We start from the raw sequence: 18,808 nt of genomic DNA on the forward strand, positions 1-18,808 counted from the left end.
CCGGTCGCGCGGGTGCTCAGCTTCCCGCCCAGGGACTGAGCCGCTCGCGCATGCCGATCAGCCCGTGGCCGCCGCCGGGTGTCGTTCGGGCCGCTGCCGGCGCGACGGCGTTGCTGACGGTCAGGTGGAGCGCGTCGTCGAGGTAGGCCAGTTCGATGCGGATGGCGCCGGTGCCGTAGCGGGTGGCGTTGGTGAGCGCCTCCTGGACGATGCGGTAGGTGCCGTGCTCGACCGGTACGGCCAGCGGCTGCCGCTGCCTGGTGCGGGTCATCTCGATCGTGTGGCCGCCGGCGCGGTGCTGGGCGACCAGCGCGTCCAGGGCGGCCAGGCCGGGCGGTGCCTCCACGGCGGTGCCGTCCGAGCGCAGCGCGCCGACGAAGTGGTCGATGTCGGCCACGGTCTGGCGGGCGAGTTCCTCGATCGCGACGAGCGCGGCGAGGTCGCGGTCGGGGTCCCGGTCGCGGCGCAGCCGGGCGGCGCCGGCGCGTACGGTGATCACGTTCAGCGCGTGCGCGGCCGAGTCGTGGAGGTCGCGGGCTATGCGGGCCCGCTCCTCGGCGACGGCCAGCTCCCGCTCCCGTACGGCCGCCTGTTCGGCGCGGGCGGCGCGGTCGGCGAACTCGGCCAGTTGCGCGCGGCGCAGGCGGGTGCGCTCGCCGGCGAACCAGGCGACGGTGAAGGCGAGCGTGGCGTGGAAGAGGTCGGCGTAGTTGAACGTGGCCGCCGCGGTGGCGGCGAGGTAGGCGGTCAGCAGGCTCGCGACGGCGGTCATGCCCGCAGGGGTCCACGCCGGTGATCCACGGTTGTCGCCGCGTCGGCTGACCAGGACGTAGAGCGCCGCTGCCAGGCCGACCGGGAGCCAGACCGTCACGCCCCACACGGCGAAGGCGACGCTGGCGGCGGCGGACGCGAGGAAAACGGCCCAGGGACTTCGGCGCCGGGCGGCCAGCGGTGCCGCCGTGGCGCAGGCCAGCACAGCGCGGGGTAGGTCGAGCGGCTGCCGGGCGGCCTCCGCCGGGTCCAGGCCGCTCAGGGTGAGCGCCAGCAGCGCCCCCGCGACCGCGACCGCCACAGCGATGTCGGCCACCTCGGCCCGCGGGAACGCACCCGTGCGCGACGTGGCAGCGGACCGGGCCCGCGCCCGGGTGCGGGGTGCGCTGATCGACATGACCACGAGGCGAGACTATCCCCGCCGCGCCGTCGGAGAGTCCCCCCGGCGGGGGAGAAGGGTCCTCGAAACGTCCACGGTGGATCTCGTCCTGGCAGGTGTTTCGCGGGTGCCGGACCCCGCCTAGCGTCAGGGGACGTGCTGACACCCACTATTTCACCGCTTGCGGCGTCCGAGATGACCAAGCCGGTGCACCTGATCTTCATCGGCGTCCTCGTCCTGGCCGTCGCGGTCTGGGCCCTTGTCTCCTGGCTCCGCCGCGATCGGGACCAGGACGGGCGATGACCGAGTACCGCGACACCGCAGCCCACACCGATCCGGTCACGGTCCGCGGACTGACCAAACGCTACCGGTCGACGACGGCCGTGGACGATGTCTCGTTCACCCTTGCCGCCGGGACGGTCACCGGCTTCCTCGGGCCCAACGGCGCCGGAAAGTCGACGACCTTGCGGATACTGCTCGGCCTCGCGACGCCGACGTCCGGCACCGCGCTGGTCTTCGGACGGCCGTACGCCCAACTCACCTCGCCGACTGAGACGGTGGGCGCCGTCCTGGAGTCGAACGACTTCCACCCGGCGCGCAGCGGCCGAACCCACCTGCGCACGCTGGCGCTTGCCGCCGGGATCGGCTGGGACCAAGTCGACGACGTGCTCGCCCGCGTGGAGCTGACCGCCGCCGCGACCCGCCCGGTCGGCGGCTACTCCCTCGGCATGCGGCAGCGGCTCGGCCTGGCCGCGGCCCTGCTCGGCGAGCCGCGGCTGCTCGTCCTGGACGAGCCGATCAACGGCTTGGACCCGGCAGGGGTGCGCTGGCTGCGCACCGTGCTGCGGGACTTCGCCGCCGACGGCGGCACCGTCCTCGTCTCCAGCCACGTCCTGGCAGAGGTCGGGCAGAGCGTCGACCGCGTCCTGATCATCGCGGGCGGCCGGCTGCTGGCCGACGCCCCCGTCGAGGAGATCGCGGGCGCCGAAGGCCGGACCCTCGAAGACGCCTACCTGCGGCTCACCGAGGGAGTCACGTCATGAAGAACCAACTCCGTTCCGAGGCGTACAAGATGGCCACCACCCGCGGCAACGCCGGATTGGCCGCAGCCATGCTCGGCCTGGTCGGGCTCGCCATCCTGGTGCACGTCCTCAGCCTGTCCGCCCAGGACCTGGCCACCCGTTCACAGCAGCTCAGCCTCTTCATCGACGTCGGTGTCAACCTCGCAGCCCTGTTCGCCGCGCTCGTCGGCGCGCTGGCCGTCACCGGCGAATACCGCACCCGCACCATCCGCCCGACCCTGCTCGCGCAACCGCGGCGCGCGACCGTCATCACCGCCAAGGCCGCCTGCGTGCTGGTCGCGGGAGCGGTGACCGGCCTGCTCAGCGCCGGCGCCGCCGCGGGCATCGGCAGCATCGCGCTCGCCGGCCGCGGCTTCACCAACCGCCTCACCGCCGCAGACATCACCCAGCTCCTCACCGGTGCCGCGGGCGGCGGCGCGCTGTGGGCGGCGATCGGGCTCGGCGTCGGCGCGGCCATCCGCGCGCAAGTCCCCGCGGTGGTCGGCCTGTTCGCCTGGGTGCTCTTCGTCGAGAACACCCTCGTCGAGATCCCCCGTGTCGAACGCTTCGCCCCCGGAGCCCTCGCCAAGTCCCTCGCCGGCCAGACCGACGACGGCATCCTCGCCTCCGGTGCTCTCGCCGCCCTCCTGCTCCTCGCCTACGCGGCTGTCGCGACCGGCATCGCACTGCGGTCCACAGCACGCCGCGACCTCGCCTGAGGCGGCGACCTCCCCTCCCGTCAGGCGGGGACCCACTGACGGCGGGGGGGCGATTGCGGGCACGCGTCGGCCGCGCTTCTGCGACCGATTCGGTACCCACCACGGGACGAATCACGCGTCCGAGTACCTTTCCTCGTCGCCCCCGTGCTCGCTCCGCCCCGGTAGGCGCCACGGCCACCTGGCGGGGCCACTCGGACGCGGCGGCACAGTCGGCAGAAGTGTCTGCTCGGGCTGCAGCCGGCGGGACAACCTTCGGCCTCCACCCGAGCAACTTGGGAGAGCCGCGAGGGAGGTCGAGCGTGCCAGCATCTGAGCCGACAGAAGGCAAGCTTGAACGCAACAAGCACCGTCCTTTACCAAGGCGTGCGGGTTTACGGCGCGGTCGACCCCGTAGGCCGCAACCCCAGTGCGTGAATTATCCGAGGCATACGAGTAAGTCGGGTCGATCCACCAGCGAGCAGATTTACTCCCTTTCCCCACTTCGAAAGCGTGGATTCAGTGAGCATTCGCAAATTCGTTTCCGCCCGCAGCGCCGCCGTCGTCGCCGCGGCCGCGATGGCATCCATCGCCGCGACGGCTCTTCCGGCCTCCGCCCACGAAGCGGTCATGCTCACCGCGCAGGACCGCCTCCCGTGGGTGGCGCCCCTGGTGCTCCAGGGCACGGACCCTATGGGCCTGTATGGCACGGTGGACGTCTCCGGCGACGTGCGCTCCGCGCAGCTGCACTTCACCGCAGGCGAGGAGGTCAGCATCGCCCTGGTCATCCCGGACGAGGCGCCCGAGAACACCCTCACCAAGAGCCAGCTGCCCACCATCACGCTGATAGACCCGCAGCTGCACGTCACCGAGATCACCCCCGAACTGCGCATCCCGATCGTCGACGACGACAGCGGCAACAACTTCATCATCCTGGCCAGCTACGACACCACTGCGGTCACCGGCACCTACTCGGTGGTCGTGTCCGCCCACGCCCCGGAGCGCTTCGCGCTGTCCACCGGCATCGAGGACACCGGCTTCCACGGCCTCGCCCGCGCCACCGTCGCCGACGAGGACGCGGTCCAGGAGTGGTACGACACCCCGGCTGTCGCCCCGCACCACCACGGCTGACAGCGGGTAACGAGCGGCCACCGGTCGCCGGACCCCGACGTACGGCCGCGCCGCGGTCCGCAATCCGCCAAATGGATGCGGACCGCGGGGTGCTCACCATCGCTTCCGAGCAGTAACTGATCGTTTCAGAATGAGATCCCGTGACAGAGCAGGCCGAACATTGGCACGGGAGGTCGATGGCCACTAGGTTCGCGTCGTCGAAGGTAAAGCGGCTGGATTTCGGGAGCAGTGCGTGTCCTCGTTGCATGAGTTGCAGGCCCTGCTCGGCGAGCCCGGCCGCCGCCAATCGACCCCGGACGGCTGGAACGATGTCGAGCAACACGTAGGCTCCGCTCTGCCCGGTGACTTCAAAGCATTCCTGGACGCCTACGGCAGCGGGGTCATCTCCGGCGAGCTCGTCGTCTTCCACCCACGTGGGTCAAGCCCGTTGCTGGAGCGCATGCTCAAGACCCACAAGCGCTTCACGGAGCGCCGGGCCAGGAGTCTCGACCGGGGCGACTTCGAGCATGTCCCGTACCCCTTCCACCCCGAGGCCGGCGGACTGATCTCGTGGGGATACGACTACAGCGGCGACGAGCACTTCTTCCTCCCCTGCGATCGGGATCCGGATCGATGGAAGATCGTCACGATGGCCCACGAAGAGGGTTGCGAGACGTTCGACGGCCCGTTCGCGAGCTTCGTCCTCGCGTTCGTGCGGCGGCTGCTCGATGTCGACCAGCACCACGGCATCGAACCAGAGGCCTTGGAGTTCCTGGAGCCGGAAGACCTGAAGGAACTGGCTGCGGCCGGGGAGATCGGCCCCGTTCAGCCGAGCTTCGAGCCGTTCTGACCTTGCGCGCTGCTCAAGGCGGAGTGATGTCACTCAGTCTTTGCTGCCCCGGCGGCACAATGAACTATTGAGGCGTCTGAGGCAGATGATGCAGCATGCGAGTTCAAGCAGGGCCTGGTGGAGGTCCGCCCTACGTTCTTAGCGGGTCCGGAGTCGTTTGAACTGGTGGAGCCAGGCGAAGGTGCGCTCGACGACCCAGCGGGTTTTGCCCAGGCCGGAACCATGGGCGACGCCGCGTCGGGCGATGAGGGGTTTGATGCCACGTTTCCACAGCAGGCGGCGGTACTTGTCGTAGTCGTAGCCCCGGTCGGCGAAGAGCCGTTTCGGTCTGTTGCGGGGGCGACCCCGCTTTCTCCGTATCGGCGGGACGGCGTCCAGAAGCGGTATGAGCTGGGTGACGTCGTGCCGGTTGCCGCTGGTCACCGAGACGGCGATCGGGGTGCCGTGCCGGTCGACGATCACATGGTGCTTGGACCCGGGACGGCCGCGGTCGACGGGCGAGGGCCCGACGTGATCCCCCCTTTGAGTGCCCGGATATGGGAGCCGTCGATCGCGCAATCGTCCATCTCCAGCTGCCCCCGCTGCGCAGCTCGGCAAGCAGCGTCCGGTGCAGAGTCGGCCAGACGCCCGCTTCGGTCCAGTCACGCAGCCGGCGCCAGCTGGTCACTCCCGAACAGCCCACCACCTGGGCCGGGACATCACGCCAGGCCACACCCTTGTGCAGTACGTAGACGATGCCAGCCAAAGCCACCCGGTCGGACACCCGCAGCCGCCCGGGATGGCGATGCCTGCGCGTCGGTGCTGACGGCAGCAACGGCGCTATGCGCTCCCAGAGTTCATCCGGCACGAGATCAGCAGCCACCCACCAGAGGGTGCCGACGCAGGTCGCCCCATGCGAGCCGACACGCCGATCTCATTCTGAAACGATCAGTAAATGCCGGGCGAAAGCGCCTCGATGGCCACGCCGCAGGAGCGTGACAACAACGTCTGGCGTGACCCTTCTCCGAGATGGCCATGCACGGGCCGGAGTGCGGCCGGACGCCTTCGGACGACGACGCAGGCCGCAGACGGCGAGTCGTGGACCGGTGCCCATGCGGAACCTGTCCGCGTGGGGTGCCGGCCTCATAGCGATGGTGGGGGGATGCTGTCCCTATGCGGCGGCGCTCTTGGCCGGGCCGTGGTTCAACGGCTCAATTGCCCGCAGTCATCCGGATGACAGCCCCCTTGTCGGAGGACGACAATCCTGACGCGCGAAGCATTTGGCGCCTCCGGTGGCCAGCCGGTGGCCGGACGCCTTTGGACGGCGTAACACGGGGCAGCATAGGTCAACAAGCCGCACCTGCTCTGATCAGGCAGAACAGCACCCGGCGCCACGACCTGGCACCATTTAACACGAAGGCTCACGGTCTCATAATGCGTAGGTCTCGGGTTCGAATCCCGAAGGCGGCTCCACGGTGAACCCCAGGTCAGGCCTCTGACCTGGGGTTTTTTCTATTCCTTGACCGTGGGAAGTTGGTGCGAGGGGGCCTTTCGACCTACGCATTACGGTGCGTTGGTTGCTCCTTTGCCTGTGGGGACGACTGAGGGAAACTCGTGGATGCCCCGGCTCTGTGACCTGCGCCTTCTTCGTGTTGTGCTGCTCCTGGCGATACGGGAGGTAACGCGTGAGTCGGCCAGGGGAGCGCATCGGGACATGGCAGGGACAGGGGTGAACCCTGTTGGGCATTGCCGGGTGTTGTCAGGGGAGTTGTGTCGACGGTGGGGGAGCGGTGGTCGGCTGCTCCCCTTCGGTTCTCGGACGGGAGGGTAGTGCCTTCCCCGGCCGGTTCAGCGGAGAGAGTCTCCACCCCGCCGGTTCGTCGGAATGTGACAAGAGAGCCGAAGCGGGTGCGTCGCTGCCATGTGATGGCGGTCGGATGAGGTGAGGCGTGCGGTCATGCGCTGGTCGCGGCGGCGACGGCACCCGACACGGCGGATACGGTCGCGGCGGCTGATGTCAGGTCGGTGCTGCCGGGTACGCCTGTCGGCCGGTCGGAGACCACGACGTAGTGGGGACTGTCAGCTGCCGCGTTTCGGCCTGCGGGCCGCAGGCTGTTGCCGACGGTGATGATTACGGTGCAGCGCATCTGCGCCAGTGAGCCTTTTCCAACCTGCTGACGTGGCTGCGCACTTGGGGTGACAACGAAGCGAAGCCCCTGGTAGATGGGTTGTCGACCAAGAGAACCGTGTCCACCAGAGGCTTCGCATGCTTGTCTACCCGTCCGGCGTGGACGTGTCCAGTTCCGCCCTCCGCTTCCTTGCAGATCAGTTGCGGCGGCACCGCCGTGCCATCAACTCCCGCTGGCGACGGCTGACCGCCGGCCGCCAAGCCCTTCTCACCCTCGCCCACCTGCGCGTCGGACACACCTACGCCCAGCTCGCCACCGGGTTCGGCGTGGGGACCACGACGGCATACCGCTATGTCGCCGAGGCCGTCGACCTCCTGGCCGTCCTCGCTCCCACCCTGGCCGATGCCGTCCGCACCGCCTCGACGAAGGCGTTCGTGCTCCTGGACGGCACGCTCCTGCCGATCGACCGCACCGCCGCGGACCGGCCCTTCTACTCCGGGAAACACAAGAAACACGGCATGAACGTGCAGGTCCTCACCGATCCGTTCGGCCGACTGCTATGGGCCTCGCCGGCCCTGCCCGGAGCCGTCCACGACATCCGAGCGGCCCGCGAGCACGGCATCATCGACGCCCTCGATCGGGCCCACGTCACCTGCTGGGCCGACAAGGGCTACCGCGGCGCCGGCGGCACGGTCCGCATCCCGTACTGGGGGCGATGGGAGACACTCTCCCCGGGACAGAAGGCGGTGAACCGCTCCCACGCGAAGATCCGTGCCCTCGTCGAGCAGGCCATGGCGACCCTCAAGAGCTGGCGGCTCCTGCGCAAACTCCGGTGCTCCACCACCCGGATCACCGCCCTCATCCAGGCCGTCCTCGCCCTGCATCTGGCCAGCTCAGACCGATGATGGAAAAGGCTCAGTGTCCCGAGGTAGGCCTCGGCCGTGACCCCGGTGGGCAGGGTGAACCGCTGCGCTGTCAGGCGTCTGTTCCGCCCGGCGGCTTTGCGTACACCCGCCCAGACGCGGTCGGCTGTCACGGTGTCCCTGGTGTTCCCGGTGAGCAGGCATGCCCGCGGCTGTACGTCGATGGTGGACACCGCCTGGGGCGCCTGCCCGTGGGCGTCGTCCGCGCCCGTGGTGACGATCGCGAGTGCGCCGGCACCCGCGACGGCAAGGCAGCTTGTGGCTATCGCCATGGGCCACCGGCCGGGTCGTCTCATTGTTCGCCTTTCATGGATTCATTGTGGCTGATTGGTGTTAACCGTCAGTTTCCCTGTGAGTCATATCGGTTTGGGAAATCGCTGTTTCTGTCGGGCGGTCAGATTTTCGCTGTCGTGAAGATATTGTGATGGGACTTTCGCAGAGGTTACATTGCACCGCCTCGTATGCCGCCCTGCCTGGCCGCGCGTGGCCCTTTTGTTGATGTGCGTTCCGGTAAGGGTGGGGTGGGGTCGTGCGGCGGGTTGTGCGCTGGCATTGTTGGGCTGTCGTGGTGTCCGTGGTGCTCGCTTTCTGGGCTCAGGACGGGATGGCCTTCGCTGCGTCCCAGCAGACCGAGTCGGTGGGTACCGGGCTGTCCCGCCTGTTCACATGGCTGGGTGGGGCGGACGGTTCCGGTCCGGGCTCGGCAACAGGGTCGGCTGACCGCGTCCATCGTGCGCCGCAGACCGCCGGGCACCCGAGCGGTAAGGCTGCAGGCCGTTCCAATGGTGAACTTGCTGCTTCCACCGACCTGCACACCTCTGCGGACACCGGCCCATCCGGCACGACCTGGCGCGGCTTCGACGCACGCACGTCCAAGCGGGCGGCGGCGAAATCCGGTGCGAGCTTCGACTACTTCGACAACGCGGATGGCACATACACCCGTCGTGTGTCGCAGGGCGTGGTCAATTACCAGGATGCTGTGGGCCATTGGCAGCCGACAGACACGACCCTGAAAGCCGCCAGCGACGGGCGTCTCCAGGAGGGGGCGAACTCCCTCGGAGTGTCCTTCGCGTCGCAAGTGGTCGGTGGCGCGGACCGATTCTCCGCAACAACCCTTTCCGCGGCGACCGCATCTGTCGAAGCGCAGGCCGACACCGGGCCCGACGCTCCGCTCGCGACGATGACCATCCCGTCGGCACCGGTGCCGGAGTCCGTGTCGTGGTCGCTGTCGGGGGCGAGCAGCGTCAGCGCGTCGGTATCGGGTTCGACGGCAGAGTACGACGGGATTTTGCCGGATACGAACGTCCTCTTGGAGGCGAACGGCGACGGCATCAAGGAGTCGCTGGTCCTGAATTCGGCTGCGGCGCCCACGACCTGGGTGTTCCCGATGACGCTGACCGGTCTTTCGCTGTCGACGGCGGCCGACGGCACGGTGGAGCTGGTGGATGACGCCGGCACCGTGGTGGCCTCGCTGCCCAAGGCGTACGCTTTCGACGCGTCGGTGGACCCGGTCTCCGGTGAGCACCGTGAGAACTGGTCGGTGAGCTACGAGATCATCACCGTGGCCGGCGCTCCTGCGATACGGATGACCCTGGACCCGGCTTGGCTGCACGACCCGGCTTTGAAGTTCCCGGTGACGGTGGACCCGACGTTGACGTTGTCGACGTCCGGTCAGACGGACACCACATATGTGGAATACCCGTACGACGAGGACTTCTCCTCGGCGTCGGTCCTGAAAGTGGGGACTTACGACGGCGGTGCGCACATCGGGCAGTCGTTCATCAAGGTCCCTGGCCTGCCGGTGAACAACGGGTACCACATCACCGCGGCGAAGCTGGCGCTGTTCGACATCTGGGCGGCCACCTGCGGGTCGAGTACGTCCTACCAGGTGTTCCCGGTCGCCTCTTCCTGGAGTGTGACGGGCAGTAAGTCGTGGTCCGACCGACCGCCCACGGCGGCGGCGATCGGCACCTGGACCGGGACCGCGTCGTCCACCGTGTGCGCCAACAGCTCCCTGGATTCCGGCACCGGCCAGTGGCAGTACGTACAGATGTCGACCGGTTACTTCCAGAACATCGCGATGGGGCAGACCCCGAACAACGGGCTGTCGGTCTTCGCCTCGGGCACCGACTCGACCAGTTGGAAGCAGTTCGACTCCGACCACGTTTCCGGCTACGCCCCCATCGTCGAGCTCACCTATGCGCCGGACAAGGCGGCGGACATCTCCCGTATGTATCCGGTGACCGGCTTCACCTCCTCGACACTCACCCCACAGCTCCAGGCCCGTGTCACCGACTCCGACAGCTGGCCCGCCGCGTCGCCCACCGTCAACTTCGCGCTGTACGACGCAGCGGGCACCCAACTGGCGTCGTCCGGCTACACCTCGTCCCAGCACTGGGATGTTCCGGTGGGAACGTTGAACTGGGATACGTCGTACTACTGGACGGTGTCGGCGTACGACGGCTGGACGACGAAGACCAGCAGTACGCAGACGTTCTCCACCGCCGTCGCCCAACCCCTGGTGGCCTCCCGACTCGCGCAGAACTCCGGCCACGGCTACGACGAGGAGGCGGGCAACTTCACCACCAGCGCCACCGATGCCAAGGTCGCCACTGTGGGTCCGCCGCTTCAGGTGGACCGGGCCTACAACTCGCTGGACGTTCGTACCTCCGGCGCGTTCGGAGCGGGCTGGTCATCGCTGGCCGATATGCGCGTCCAGCCTGACGACGACGGCTCAGGAGGCGTCGTCGTAACGGGTGCCGACGGCCGCCAGCAGCGTTTCGGCCGCAACAGCTCGGAGCTGCACCAGATCGCAGGTGTGGGTGACCAGACCGGTGACGGTGTGGACGACGCGGTCGCCGTCGACCAGACGACGGGAAAGCTGTGGCTGTACAAGGGCCCCGACTACTCGGCGCTGACCCGGGGGCTGATCGGCAGCGGCGGCTGGAACGGCATGAAGTGGCTGACCGGCGGTGACATCACGGGAGACGGCATCGGCGACGTGATCGCGGCGCGCACCTCGGACGGCACCTTGTGGCTGTACCCGGGCAAGGCAGGCGGTGGTCTGAACACCGCCGTGAAGATCGGCAGCGGCGGCTGGAACGGCATGGCCAACCTCGCGCTGACCGCGCCGCTGAAGGGCGACGGCAGGAAGGACCTGGTCGCCGCCGAGACGTCCAGCAGCAAGCTGTACGCGTATCCGGTCCTGGGCGGCGGCACGCTCGACACCCGGCTCGAGATCGGCGACGGCGGCTGGAACGGCATGGCCGAGCTGATGGGCGGAGACTTCAACGGCGACGGTCGCGGTGACGTCGCCGCCGTCGAGATATCCACCGGCCTGCTCTGGCTCTACCCCGGTACGGGGTCGGGCGCGCTGGCCGCCCGGGTGCAGCTCGGCCCCGGCTGGAACAGCATGGTGGACCTGGCGCCGGTCGACGGCATCAGCGGCGACGCCACCACGGACTTCCTGGCCACGCAGAAGTCCAGCGGTATCCGGTTCCTTTACCACTCGGGTGCCTCGTTCAGCGCCGGCCATTCGTACAACACGAAGACCGCGACGGGAATGGCCGTCTACACCGCGGCCGCGGGGGAGTTCGGGACGTTCGGCCCGCTGCCGGGCAGCAACGCGGGCTGGGCGCTGCTGGACACGTCGGGCACGACCTACACTTTCGGACAGGCCTCGGGCACGTCCTGGAAGCCCACCAAGGTCAGCGACAGGTACGGTCGCAGCCTGACTCTGGCGTACGACAGCTCCGCTGAGCTGAAGCAGGTCCAGAGCTCGGTGTCGCATCGCTCCTTGTACTTCACGTGGACGACTCCGCCTCAGGCTTCGCACCCGCATGTGGCCACGGTGACCACCGACGCCGCCACTGGCGGCGACGCGGCTACTGCGGCACTGTGGACCTACGGCTACACCCGGGACGACCTGACGTCGGTGTGCCCGCCGTCCGCCACGGCCCCCGCGACCGCCTCGGACGACTGCTACGCCTACACCTACGCTGCTGGATCGAACTACCCCGCTGCCGCCCTCGACGCCGGCCCGCGCTCGTACTGGCGGCTGGACGACCCGGCAGGCAGCGGTACCACAGCGTCTTCGGTGCTGGCCAACGAGCAGACCGACGCCGGTGTCGGCACCAAGGTGACGCTCGGCGGTCAGACCGGCCCGCTGACAGGTTCGTCGGCCACCGCGGCGACTTTTGCCGGTGCGGGCTACGTCACGGTGCCTGCGGCCCCCTTGCACGCCAGCACCAGCCGTGCGGTGTCCCTGTGGTTCAAGACGTCGGGCAAGGGCGTCCTCATCGGTGACCAGGAGGTTTCGACCGCGGGCGCGACCGTGGCCACCCACACCTATGCGCCAGTGCTGTACGTGGGATCGGACGGGAAACTGCACGGACACTGGTGGAGCGCCGCCAGTTCGGGCACCGCAGACTTCGGATCGGTCTCCACCGTCAACAACAACACCTGGCACCACGCGGTGCTGTCATCGGACGGCAGCGTCCAGGCGCTGTACCTGGACGGCACGCAGCAGGACACCCTCGCCGGCGCCCCGGACGACCAGCGCAACGCGATCACCTACATTGGCGCAGGTTTCGCCCAGGGATGGCTGAACGCCCCTGCGGACGTCAGCTATTTCACCGGCTCGATCTCGGACGTCGCCTTCTACGACCACCCGCTGACCGCCACCCAGGTCACCGACCTGCGCACCAGCGGAACGAGCAGCGCATCGTTCCTGACCCGGGCGGCCAACCCGTCAGGGCGGGTCACCGCCGAAGTGACCTACGACACGGCCGCGGACCGGCTGACGTCGGTCACCGATGAGAACGGCGGTACGTACACGCTGGGCCGCCCCGTCGTCACCGGCTCCAGCGCGGTCTTCCGCTCCGCCGTTCTCGGCGCCGACCCGGTCGGGTACTGGCCGCTAGGTGACGACCCAGGTTCCTCGGACGCCGACGACGACGTCAACGGCGGTGACGGGGCCTACGACGACACCACGCTGGGGGTCGCGGGACCCTTCTCCGCAGGCGACGCCACCGCGCCGACCGCCGCCACCTTCAACGGAGTCGACTCCTCGGTGCTGCTCCCGCAGGACCTGGGCTCCGCGGCCGCGGCCACCGCTGAGATGTGGTTCAAGACCACCAAGCCGAACGGCATCCTGCTGGGCTCCGCCTCCGAGCCGCTGGGCAGCGACACGCTCGGCGAACCGCTGCTGTGGATCGGCAGCGACGGGAAACTGTACGGAGGCTGGTTCACCAGCGCCGGCACCCCGCAACTGGCAACCACCTCCACCGTGACCAACGGCGCCTGGCACCACGTCGTCCTGACCGGCACAGCGACCAAGCAGGCCCTCTACCTCGACGGGACACTGGTCAAGAGCGCCGACTTCGCCGGCACCCTCGGCGTACTCGACTACCAATACCTCGGCGCCGGCCGAACCGGCACCGGCTTCCACGCGCTGCCGGACCGCACCGACGTGTACTTCTCCGGCCAGCTCGCCCAGGCCGCCCTCTACGCCACAGCTCTGACGTCGGCCCAGGTCACCGACCAGTGGAAGGCCTACCACGCCTCCTCAGGCACCATCGCGACCGAGACGGTCCAGGTGACCGGTCCGGGCACGGGCATCGAGTCCAGCCAGTACGACCTGTCCCACGGCGGACGGATACTCTCCAGCACCGACGGCGACGACGGCACCACTTCGTACGGCTACGACACCGGCGGCTTCGTGCACACCGTCACCGACCCGCAAGGGGATGTGACCACGACCGGACACGACTCCCGGGGCAACGCGGTCTCCCGGACCACCTGCCAGGACAAGTCCGCAGCCAAGTGCTCGACGTCCTTCTTCACCTACTACCTCAACACGACGTCCGCCGACGATCCCCGCAACGACGAGATGCTGACCTCGTCGGACGGCCGCTCGGCGGACGCCGGGGACACGACCTACCGCACGACGTACACCTACGACGCAGGCGGCAACAAGCTCACCGAGAAGACTCCCGCTGTCGCGGGGCACACCGACGGCCTGATATCCCATCGGACGTACACCACGAGCAGCACCGCCGGTTACCTGCCGGGGACCACCGCCCCGGCCGGACTGCTGGCCACCACCACGACCCCGGGCGGTGCGCAGACCTCGTACGTCTACTACGCCAACGGCGACCTCGCCCAGGTGACCTCACCGTCAGGGCTGCGGACGGCGTACGTCTACGACCAGCTCGGCCGCGCCCTGACCACGACCGTCACCGGCACCGGCGTCGACAACGTCACCAGCGACACCTACGACGCCTCCGGCAGGGTGCTGACGCAGACCGCCCCACCCGTCACCGACCAGGTCAACGGTGCCGTCGTGCACACGCAGCAGACCACGTACACCTACGACCCGGACGGCAACACCCTCACCACGACCGTGTCGGACACCACCGGCGGTGACACCGCCCGTACGGCGACCAACACGTACAACGCGCACGGGCAGCTGGACACCGCGACCGACCCGATGGGTCACGTGACCCGCTACACCTACGACGCCTACGGCAACCAGGCCACCAAGACCGAACCCGGCGGTCGACACTACACGTTCACCTACGACGCGGAAGCGCGGTTGCTGACCACCACCCTGGACAACTACACGGGCTCGGCTGCGACACCTGCCACTCCGGCGGCGCAACTGCTGGAGCAGCGCACCTACCGCCCCGACGGCCGACTCGACACCGTCACCGACGCCATCGGCGTCACCACCACCTACGACTACTACGACAACGGCCTGACCAAGCAGATCACCGACATCGGTGCGTCCGGCACGGCATACGTCGACGAGCAGGACACCTACGACGCGGCCGGGAACCTCACGGAACAGCTGTCGAAGAACGGCACGCTGACGACGCGGCACACCGTCGACGCCGCCAACCGCCTGCTGACCGAGACCGCGGACCCCTCCGGCACCGGGCGCACCACCGCCTACACCTACGACGCGGACTCCCACCTACTCACCGAGGCGACCACCGATGCCGCCGGTGACCCGCCCCAGCAGTGGACCTACACCTACGACACCGCGGGCGACAAGCTCACCGCGGCCCAGCGGGCCGACGCCACCACGACCCTGACCACCACGTGGACGTACGACCAACGCGGTCTGGCCACCACGATGACCGACCCGCGGCAGAACACCTACACCTACACCTACGACGAGGCCGGCCGACCCGCGCAGACCGTCGCGCCCGCGATCACTGTCACCTCACCCGTCGACGGCAGCACCAGCACCGCCGCGCCGACCACCCTGACCGGCTACGACACCTTCGGCGAACAGACCGAGACCGAGGACGCCCGCGGCAACATCACCGTGACCGCCTACGACGCCGACGGCCGCAAGACCGCCACCACGCTGCCCTCGTACACTCCGGCCGGCGCCACGGACCCCCTGCCGGCGACCACCACCTGGACCTGGGACAGCGACGGGAACCTGACCGCCCAGACCGACGCAGCAGGCCACACCACCGACTACGCCTACGACCAGCTCGGCGACCAGGTCTCCCAGACCAACCCCGCCATCCCCGTCGCCGGGACCATGACCCGCGGCACCTGGACCAGCACCTACGACCTGGCGGGAAACCAGCTCACCCAGCAATCGCCGTACGGGGCCGTCACCCACGCCACTTACGACGACCTCGGCCGCTCCCAGAGCACCTGGAGCTACGTCTACCTCTCGCAGGACGCCGCCACCAAGGTGCAGTCCACCACCTCGTACAGCCCGGCCGGTGAGATCGCCGCCACCACCTCGGCCACCGGTCTGACGCAGTCCGCCACCTACGACGCCCTCGGCCGGACACTCTCGACCGCCGACACCAGCGGCCACACCACCCGCTACACCTACGACCTGAACGACAACACGCTCTCGACGGCTCTGCCCGACGGCAGCGGGCAGCGTACGGCCTACGACGCCGCGGGACGCAAGACCGCCACCGCGGACCTTGACACCGACGGCACCGTGCTCCGCACCACCAGCGCCACCTACGACGCCGACAGCAACCTGCTGAGCACCACCAACGCCCTGCACACCACCGAGACCTACACCTATGACGCCCTCGGTGACCTGCTCACCCAGACCGAACCGGTCGCCGCCGGGCACGCGATCACCACCGGCTACGGCTACGACGCGGCCGGCGAGAAGACCGCCTACACCAACGGCAACGGCAACACGACGTACTACACATACACCCCCTGGGGACTGCCCGATGCCAAGGTCGTCCCGGCCACCAGCACCTACACCAGCCCGGCGGACCGGACCACCACCCAGGCCTACGACGCTCTCGGCCAGGTGACGTCCAGCACATTGCCCGGCGGGGTGACCCTCACCACCACCTACGACGCACTCGGCGACGTCACCGGCCAGAGCGGTACCGGCGCCGACGCCCCCACCGCGGCGCGTACCTTCAGCTACTCCCTCGACCAGAACCTGGTCGCCACGACAGCCGGCTCCGCGCAGGAGACCTACGACACCAACGCACTCGGCCAACTGCTCGGCGCCGCGGGCCAGGCCGGCGCCAGCTCCTTCACCTACAACCCCGACGGCGCCATGCTCAGCCGCACCGACGCCGCGGGCACCAGCACCTACACCTACGACACCGACGGCCGCCAGGCCACCACCGCAGACCCGGCCACCGGCGCCACCCTCGCCTACCACTACAACAGCCTTTCCCAGCCCACCAGCGTCACCCTGGGCAGCGGACGCGACACCCGCACCTTCGGCTACGACACCCTGCACCGGTTGAAGTCCGACACCCTGAGCGGCCCCACCGGCACGCAGGTCGCCGCCGTCAGCTACGGCTACGACGACGCCGACCAGCTCACCACCCGCACCACTTCCGGTTTCGCGGGCGCCGGCACCAGCAGCTACGGCTACGACCAAGCCGGCCGCCTCACCTCCTGGACCAGCACACCCACCGGAGGAACCGCGACCACCACGCCGTACCGCTACGACGACGACGGCAACCGCACCACCGCGGGGACGAGCACCTTCACCTACGACGCCCGCGACCAGCTCACCTTCGACGGCACCACCAGCTATGGCTACACCGCACGCGGCACGATGACCGGCTCGACGGTCACCACGACGGGCTTCACCACGACCTCGACATTCGACGCGTACGGTCAGCAGGCAACCGTGGGTAGCACCGCGTACGCCTACGACGCCCTGGGCCGCACCACCACCGCCGCCGGTACGCCGCTGGCCTACTCCGGCCAGGACAACACCCTCGCCGCCGACTCCACAAGCACCTACACCCACGACTCCGCCGGCGCCCTCACTGCCGTCGCAGGCACCGCCACCCCCGCGACCCTGGCCTTCACCGATGTCCACACCGACTTGGTCGGCCAATACGCCCCCGACGGCACGACGCTGACCGGCTCCGCGGCCTACGACCCCTGGGGTGCTCCGATCGCGGCCAGCACCCTGACCGGCAGCGTCGGCTACCAGAGCGAACACACCGACCCGACCACCGGCCAGGTCAACATGCACGCCCGCTGGTACACCCCCACCACCGGCACCTTCACCTCCACCGACACCATCGACAACCCCGCCACCGGCACCTCCGTCAACGCCAACCCCTTCACCTACGGCAACGACAGCCCCCTCATAGGTACCGACCCCTCGGGACACGGCATCAACTGGGGGGACCTGGGGAAGTTCGCAGTGTTGGAGAACCCCTGGGCCGACGCCGCCGAGGTCTTCTGGAACGCCTGGACCGCCGGCTCGAACAGCATCAAGAGCTCCGACTGCACCGGATACGGGGCCGCGTTCTGCGCCATGAACTCGTCAGCGGTCACGCACAACCCCATCTACACGAACCCGGTCTACTACAACCCCGACGAAGGCGATTCCACCCATCACGGTGGCGGGGGCAGGCCCACCCACCACGGTGGTGGCGGCAGCCCCTCCCACCACCACGGCGGCGGTGGGCCCAGCGCCGCTGAGCGAGCAGCAGCAGCGGCTCGCGCGGCCGAACGCGCAGCCGCGGAGGCACGCGCCCGCGCAGAGGCCATCCGACGGCACGCCGTCGCCCTCACCGCATCCATCGGCAAGTCCACCCTCACCGCCACCTCCGCAGCCGTCGCCCAAGCACCGGCCGCAGCGATCAACATCGCCGGCGCCAGCACCTTCCTCAACAACGCCGCCTTCGCCGTCGCGGCGGGAGCAACCACAGCCGCGGTCTGCGCGACCATCGGGTGCAAACTCCCGAAGGACTCCCTCAACCAGAACTGTTCTGCCGGAACCAGTGAAGGTTGGCAGTTTCCCCTACCGCTTGATGCGCAAGATCGCGCGACCGGCGTGCTGGCCTGTGTCACCGGTAAGAGTCTCCGACCTTCGGGAACATCTCCGGTGACAGGATCCGCGAGGGCAACGCTTTCGGGATACAGTAAATCTCAGGATTACGTTGATAATGTGATGGGTCTCGACCCGGCTAAGGTGGTGAACGCTTGCCATTTGCTCGCGGACACGCTTGGGGGGTCGGGTACAGATCAGAGAAATCTGGCAACGTGCTTCAGGGGCGTGAATACTAACGACCGAAGCGCAGGCAGTCACGGGGGCAACAACATGGTAACCATGGAAAAGAGAGTGAAAAAGGCGGCGCTTGCTGGGCAGAGTGTTACCTATTTGGTAGTGCCACTGTACCGCAATGCGTCCAGTAAGGTACCTTACCGCTTCCTTCTTTCCGCGCGCGGCTACTATTCGAGCGGTGTCCCCGGGTTGCGTTCGACGATGAAGATCGACAATACGTACGGTCCGACGGGTGTAAATATGGGTTACGTCATAAAGTAGAAGGGTGAATTCTGGCATGAAAGACCGTGCTGCGGCTTCTGGGTGTTCCCCGGAATTGACGGAGCTGATGAGGCTGGTTACCCCGCCAGCTTCTGGCGGAA

The 18,808-nt window shown here is 68.6% G+C and carries 9 protein-coding genes and 1 pseudogene; 7 read left to right on the forward strand and 3 right to left on the reverse strand.

Features of this window, described 5'->3' with window-relative positions:
- Positions 1-16 precede the first annotated feature (16 nt).
- Positions 17-1,168: a histidine kinase gene (locus OG900_37470; protein ID WUH95292.1), complete on the reverse strand. Its 1,152-nt coding sequence runs from the start codon at positions 1,166-1,168 to the stop codon at positions 17-19.
- Between the two features lie 138 nt (positions 1,169-1,306).
- Between OG900_37470 and OG900_37475 the strand changes: the two genes are divergently transcribed.
- The 5 genes from OG900_37475 to OG900_37495 all read left to right on the forward strand — a co-directional run bounded on the left by OG900_37475 (position 1,307) and on the right by OG900_37495 (position 4,866).
- Complete coding sequence (locus OG900_37475; protein ID WUH95293.1) at positions 1,307-1,453, forward strand: hypothetical protein; 147 nt, start codon at positions 1,307-1,309, stop codon at positions 1,451-1,453.
- Positions 1,450-2,193, forward strand: a complete 744-nt coding sequence (locus OG900_37480; protein WUH95294.1) for an ATP-binding cassette domain-containing protein — start codon at positions 1,450-1,452, stop codon at positions 2,191-2,193. Before OG900_37475 ends, OG900_37480 begins: the two co-directional genes overlap by 4 nt.
- Entirely contained in the window at positions 2,190-2,930 is a 741-nt protein-coding gene (locus OG900_37485; protein WUH95295.1) for an ABC transporter permease subunit, read from the forward strand. Before OG900_37480 ends, OG900_37485 begins: the two co-directional genes overlap by 4 nt.
- A 498-nt stretch (positions 2,931-3,428) precedes the next feature.
- Positions 3,429-4,037, forward strand: a complete 609-nt coding sequence (locus tag OG900_37490) for a hypothetical protein (GenBank protein ID WUH95296.1) — start codon at positions 3,429-3,431, stop codon at positions 4,035-4,037.
- A 232-nt stretch (positions 4,038-4,269) separates the two neighbouring features.
- Positions 4,270-4,866 carry a hypothetical protein gene (locus OG900_37495; GenBank protein ID WUH95297.1) on the forward strand — a complete coding sequence of 199 codons (597 nt, stop codon included), beginning with the start codon at positions 4,270-4,272 and terminating at the stop codon, positions 4,864-4,866.
- A gap of 33 nt (positions 4,867-4,899) precedes the next feature.
- On the opposite strand, the pseudogene OG900_37500 reads toward OG900_37495, so the two are convergent.
- Positions 4,900-5,728 (reverse strand): annotated as a pseudogene (locus tag OG900_37500) (IS5 family transposase).
- 1,072 nt (positions 5,729-6,800) lie between these two features.
- Complete coding sequence (locus tag OG900_37505) at positions 6,801-6,992, reverse strand: hypothetical protein (protein WUH95298.1); 192 nt, start codon at positions 6,990-6,992, stop codon at positions 6,801-6,803.
- Positions 6,993-7,111: 119 nt separating this feature from the next.
- On the opposite strand from OG900_37505, the gene OG900_37510 reads away from it, so the two are divergent.
- Together OG900_37510 and OG900_37515 are read left to right on the forward strand one after the other, a co-directional pair.
- A complete protein-coding gene (locus tag OG900_37510) occupies positions 7,112-7,879 on the forward strand; it encodes a transposase (protein WUH95299.1) in 768 nt (255 codons plus the stop codon).
- Between the two features lie 1,198 nt (positions 7,880-9,077).
- Complete coding sequence (locus tag OG900_37515) at positions 9,078-18,707, forward strand: DUF6531 domain-containing protein (GenBank protein ID WUH95300.1); 9,630 nt, start codon at positions 9,078-9,080, stop codon at positions 18,705-18,707.
- Positions 18,708-18,808: the final 101 nt, after the last annotated feature.

Origin of the sequence: Streptomyces sp. NBC_00433, assembly GCA_036015235.1 — a bacterium.
Lineage (GTDB): Bacteria > Actinomycetota > Actinomycetes > Streptomycetales > Streptomycetaceae > Actinacidiphila.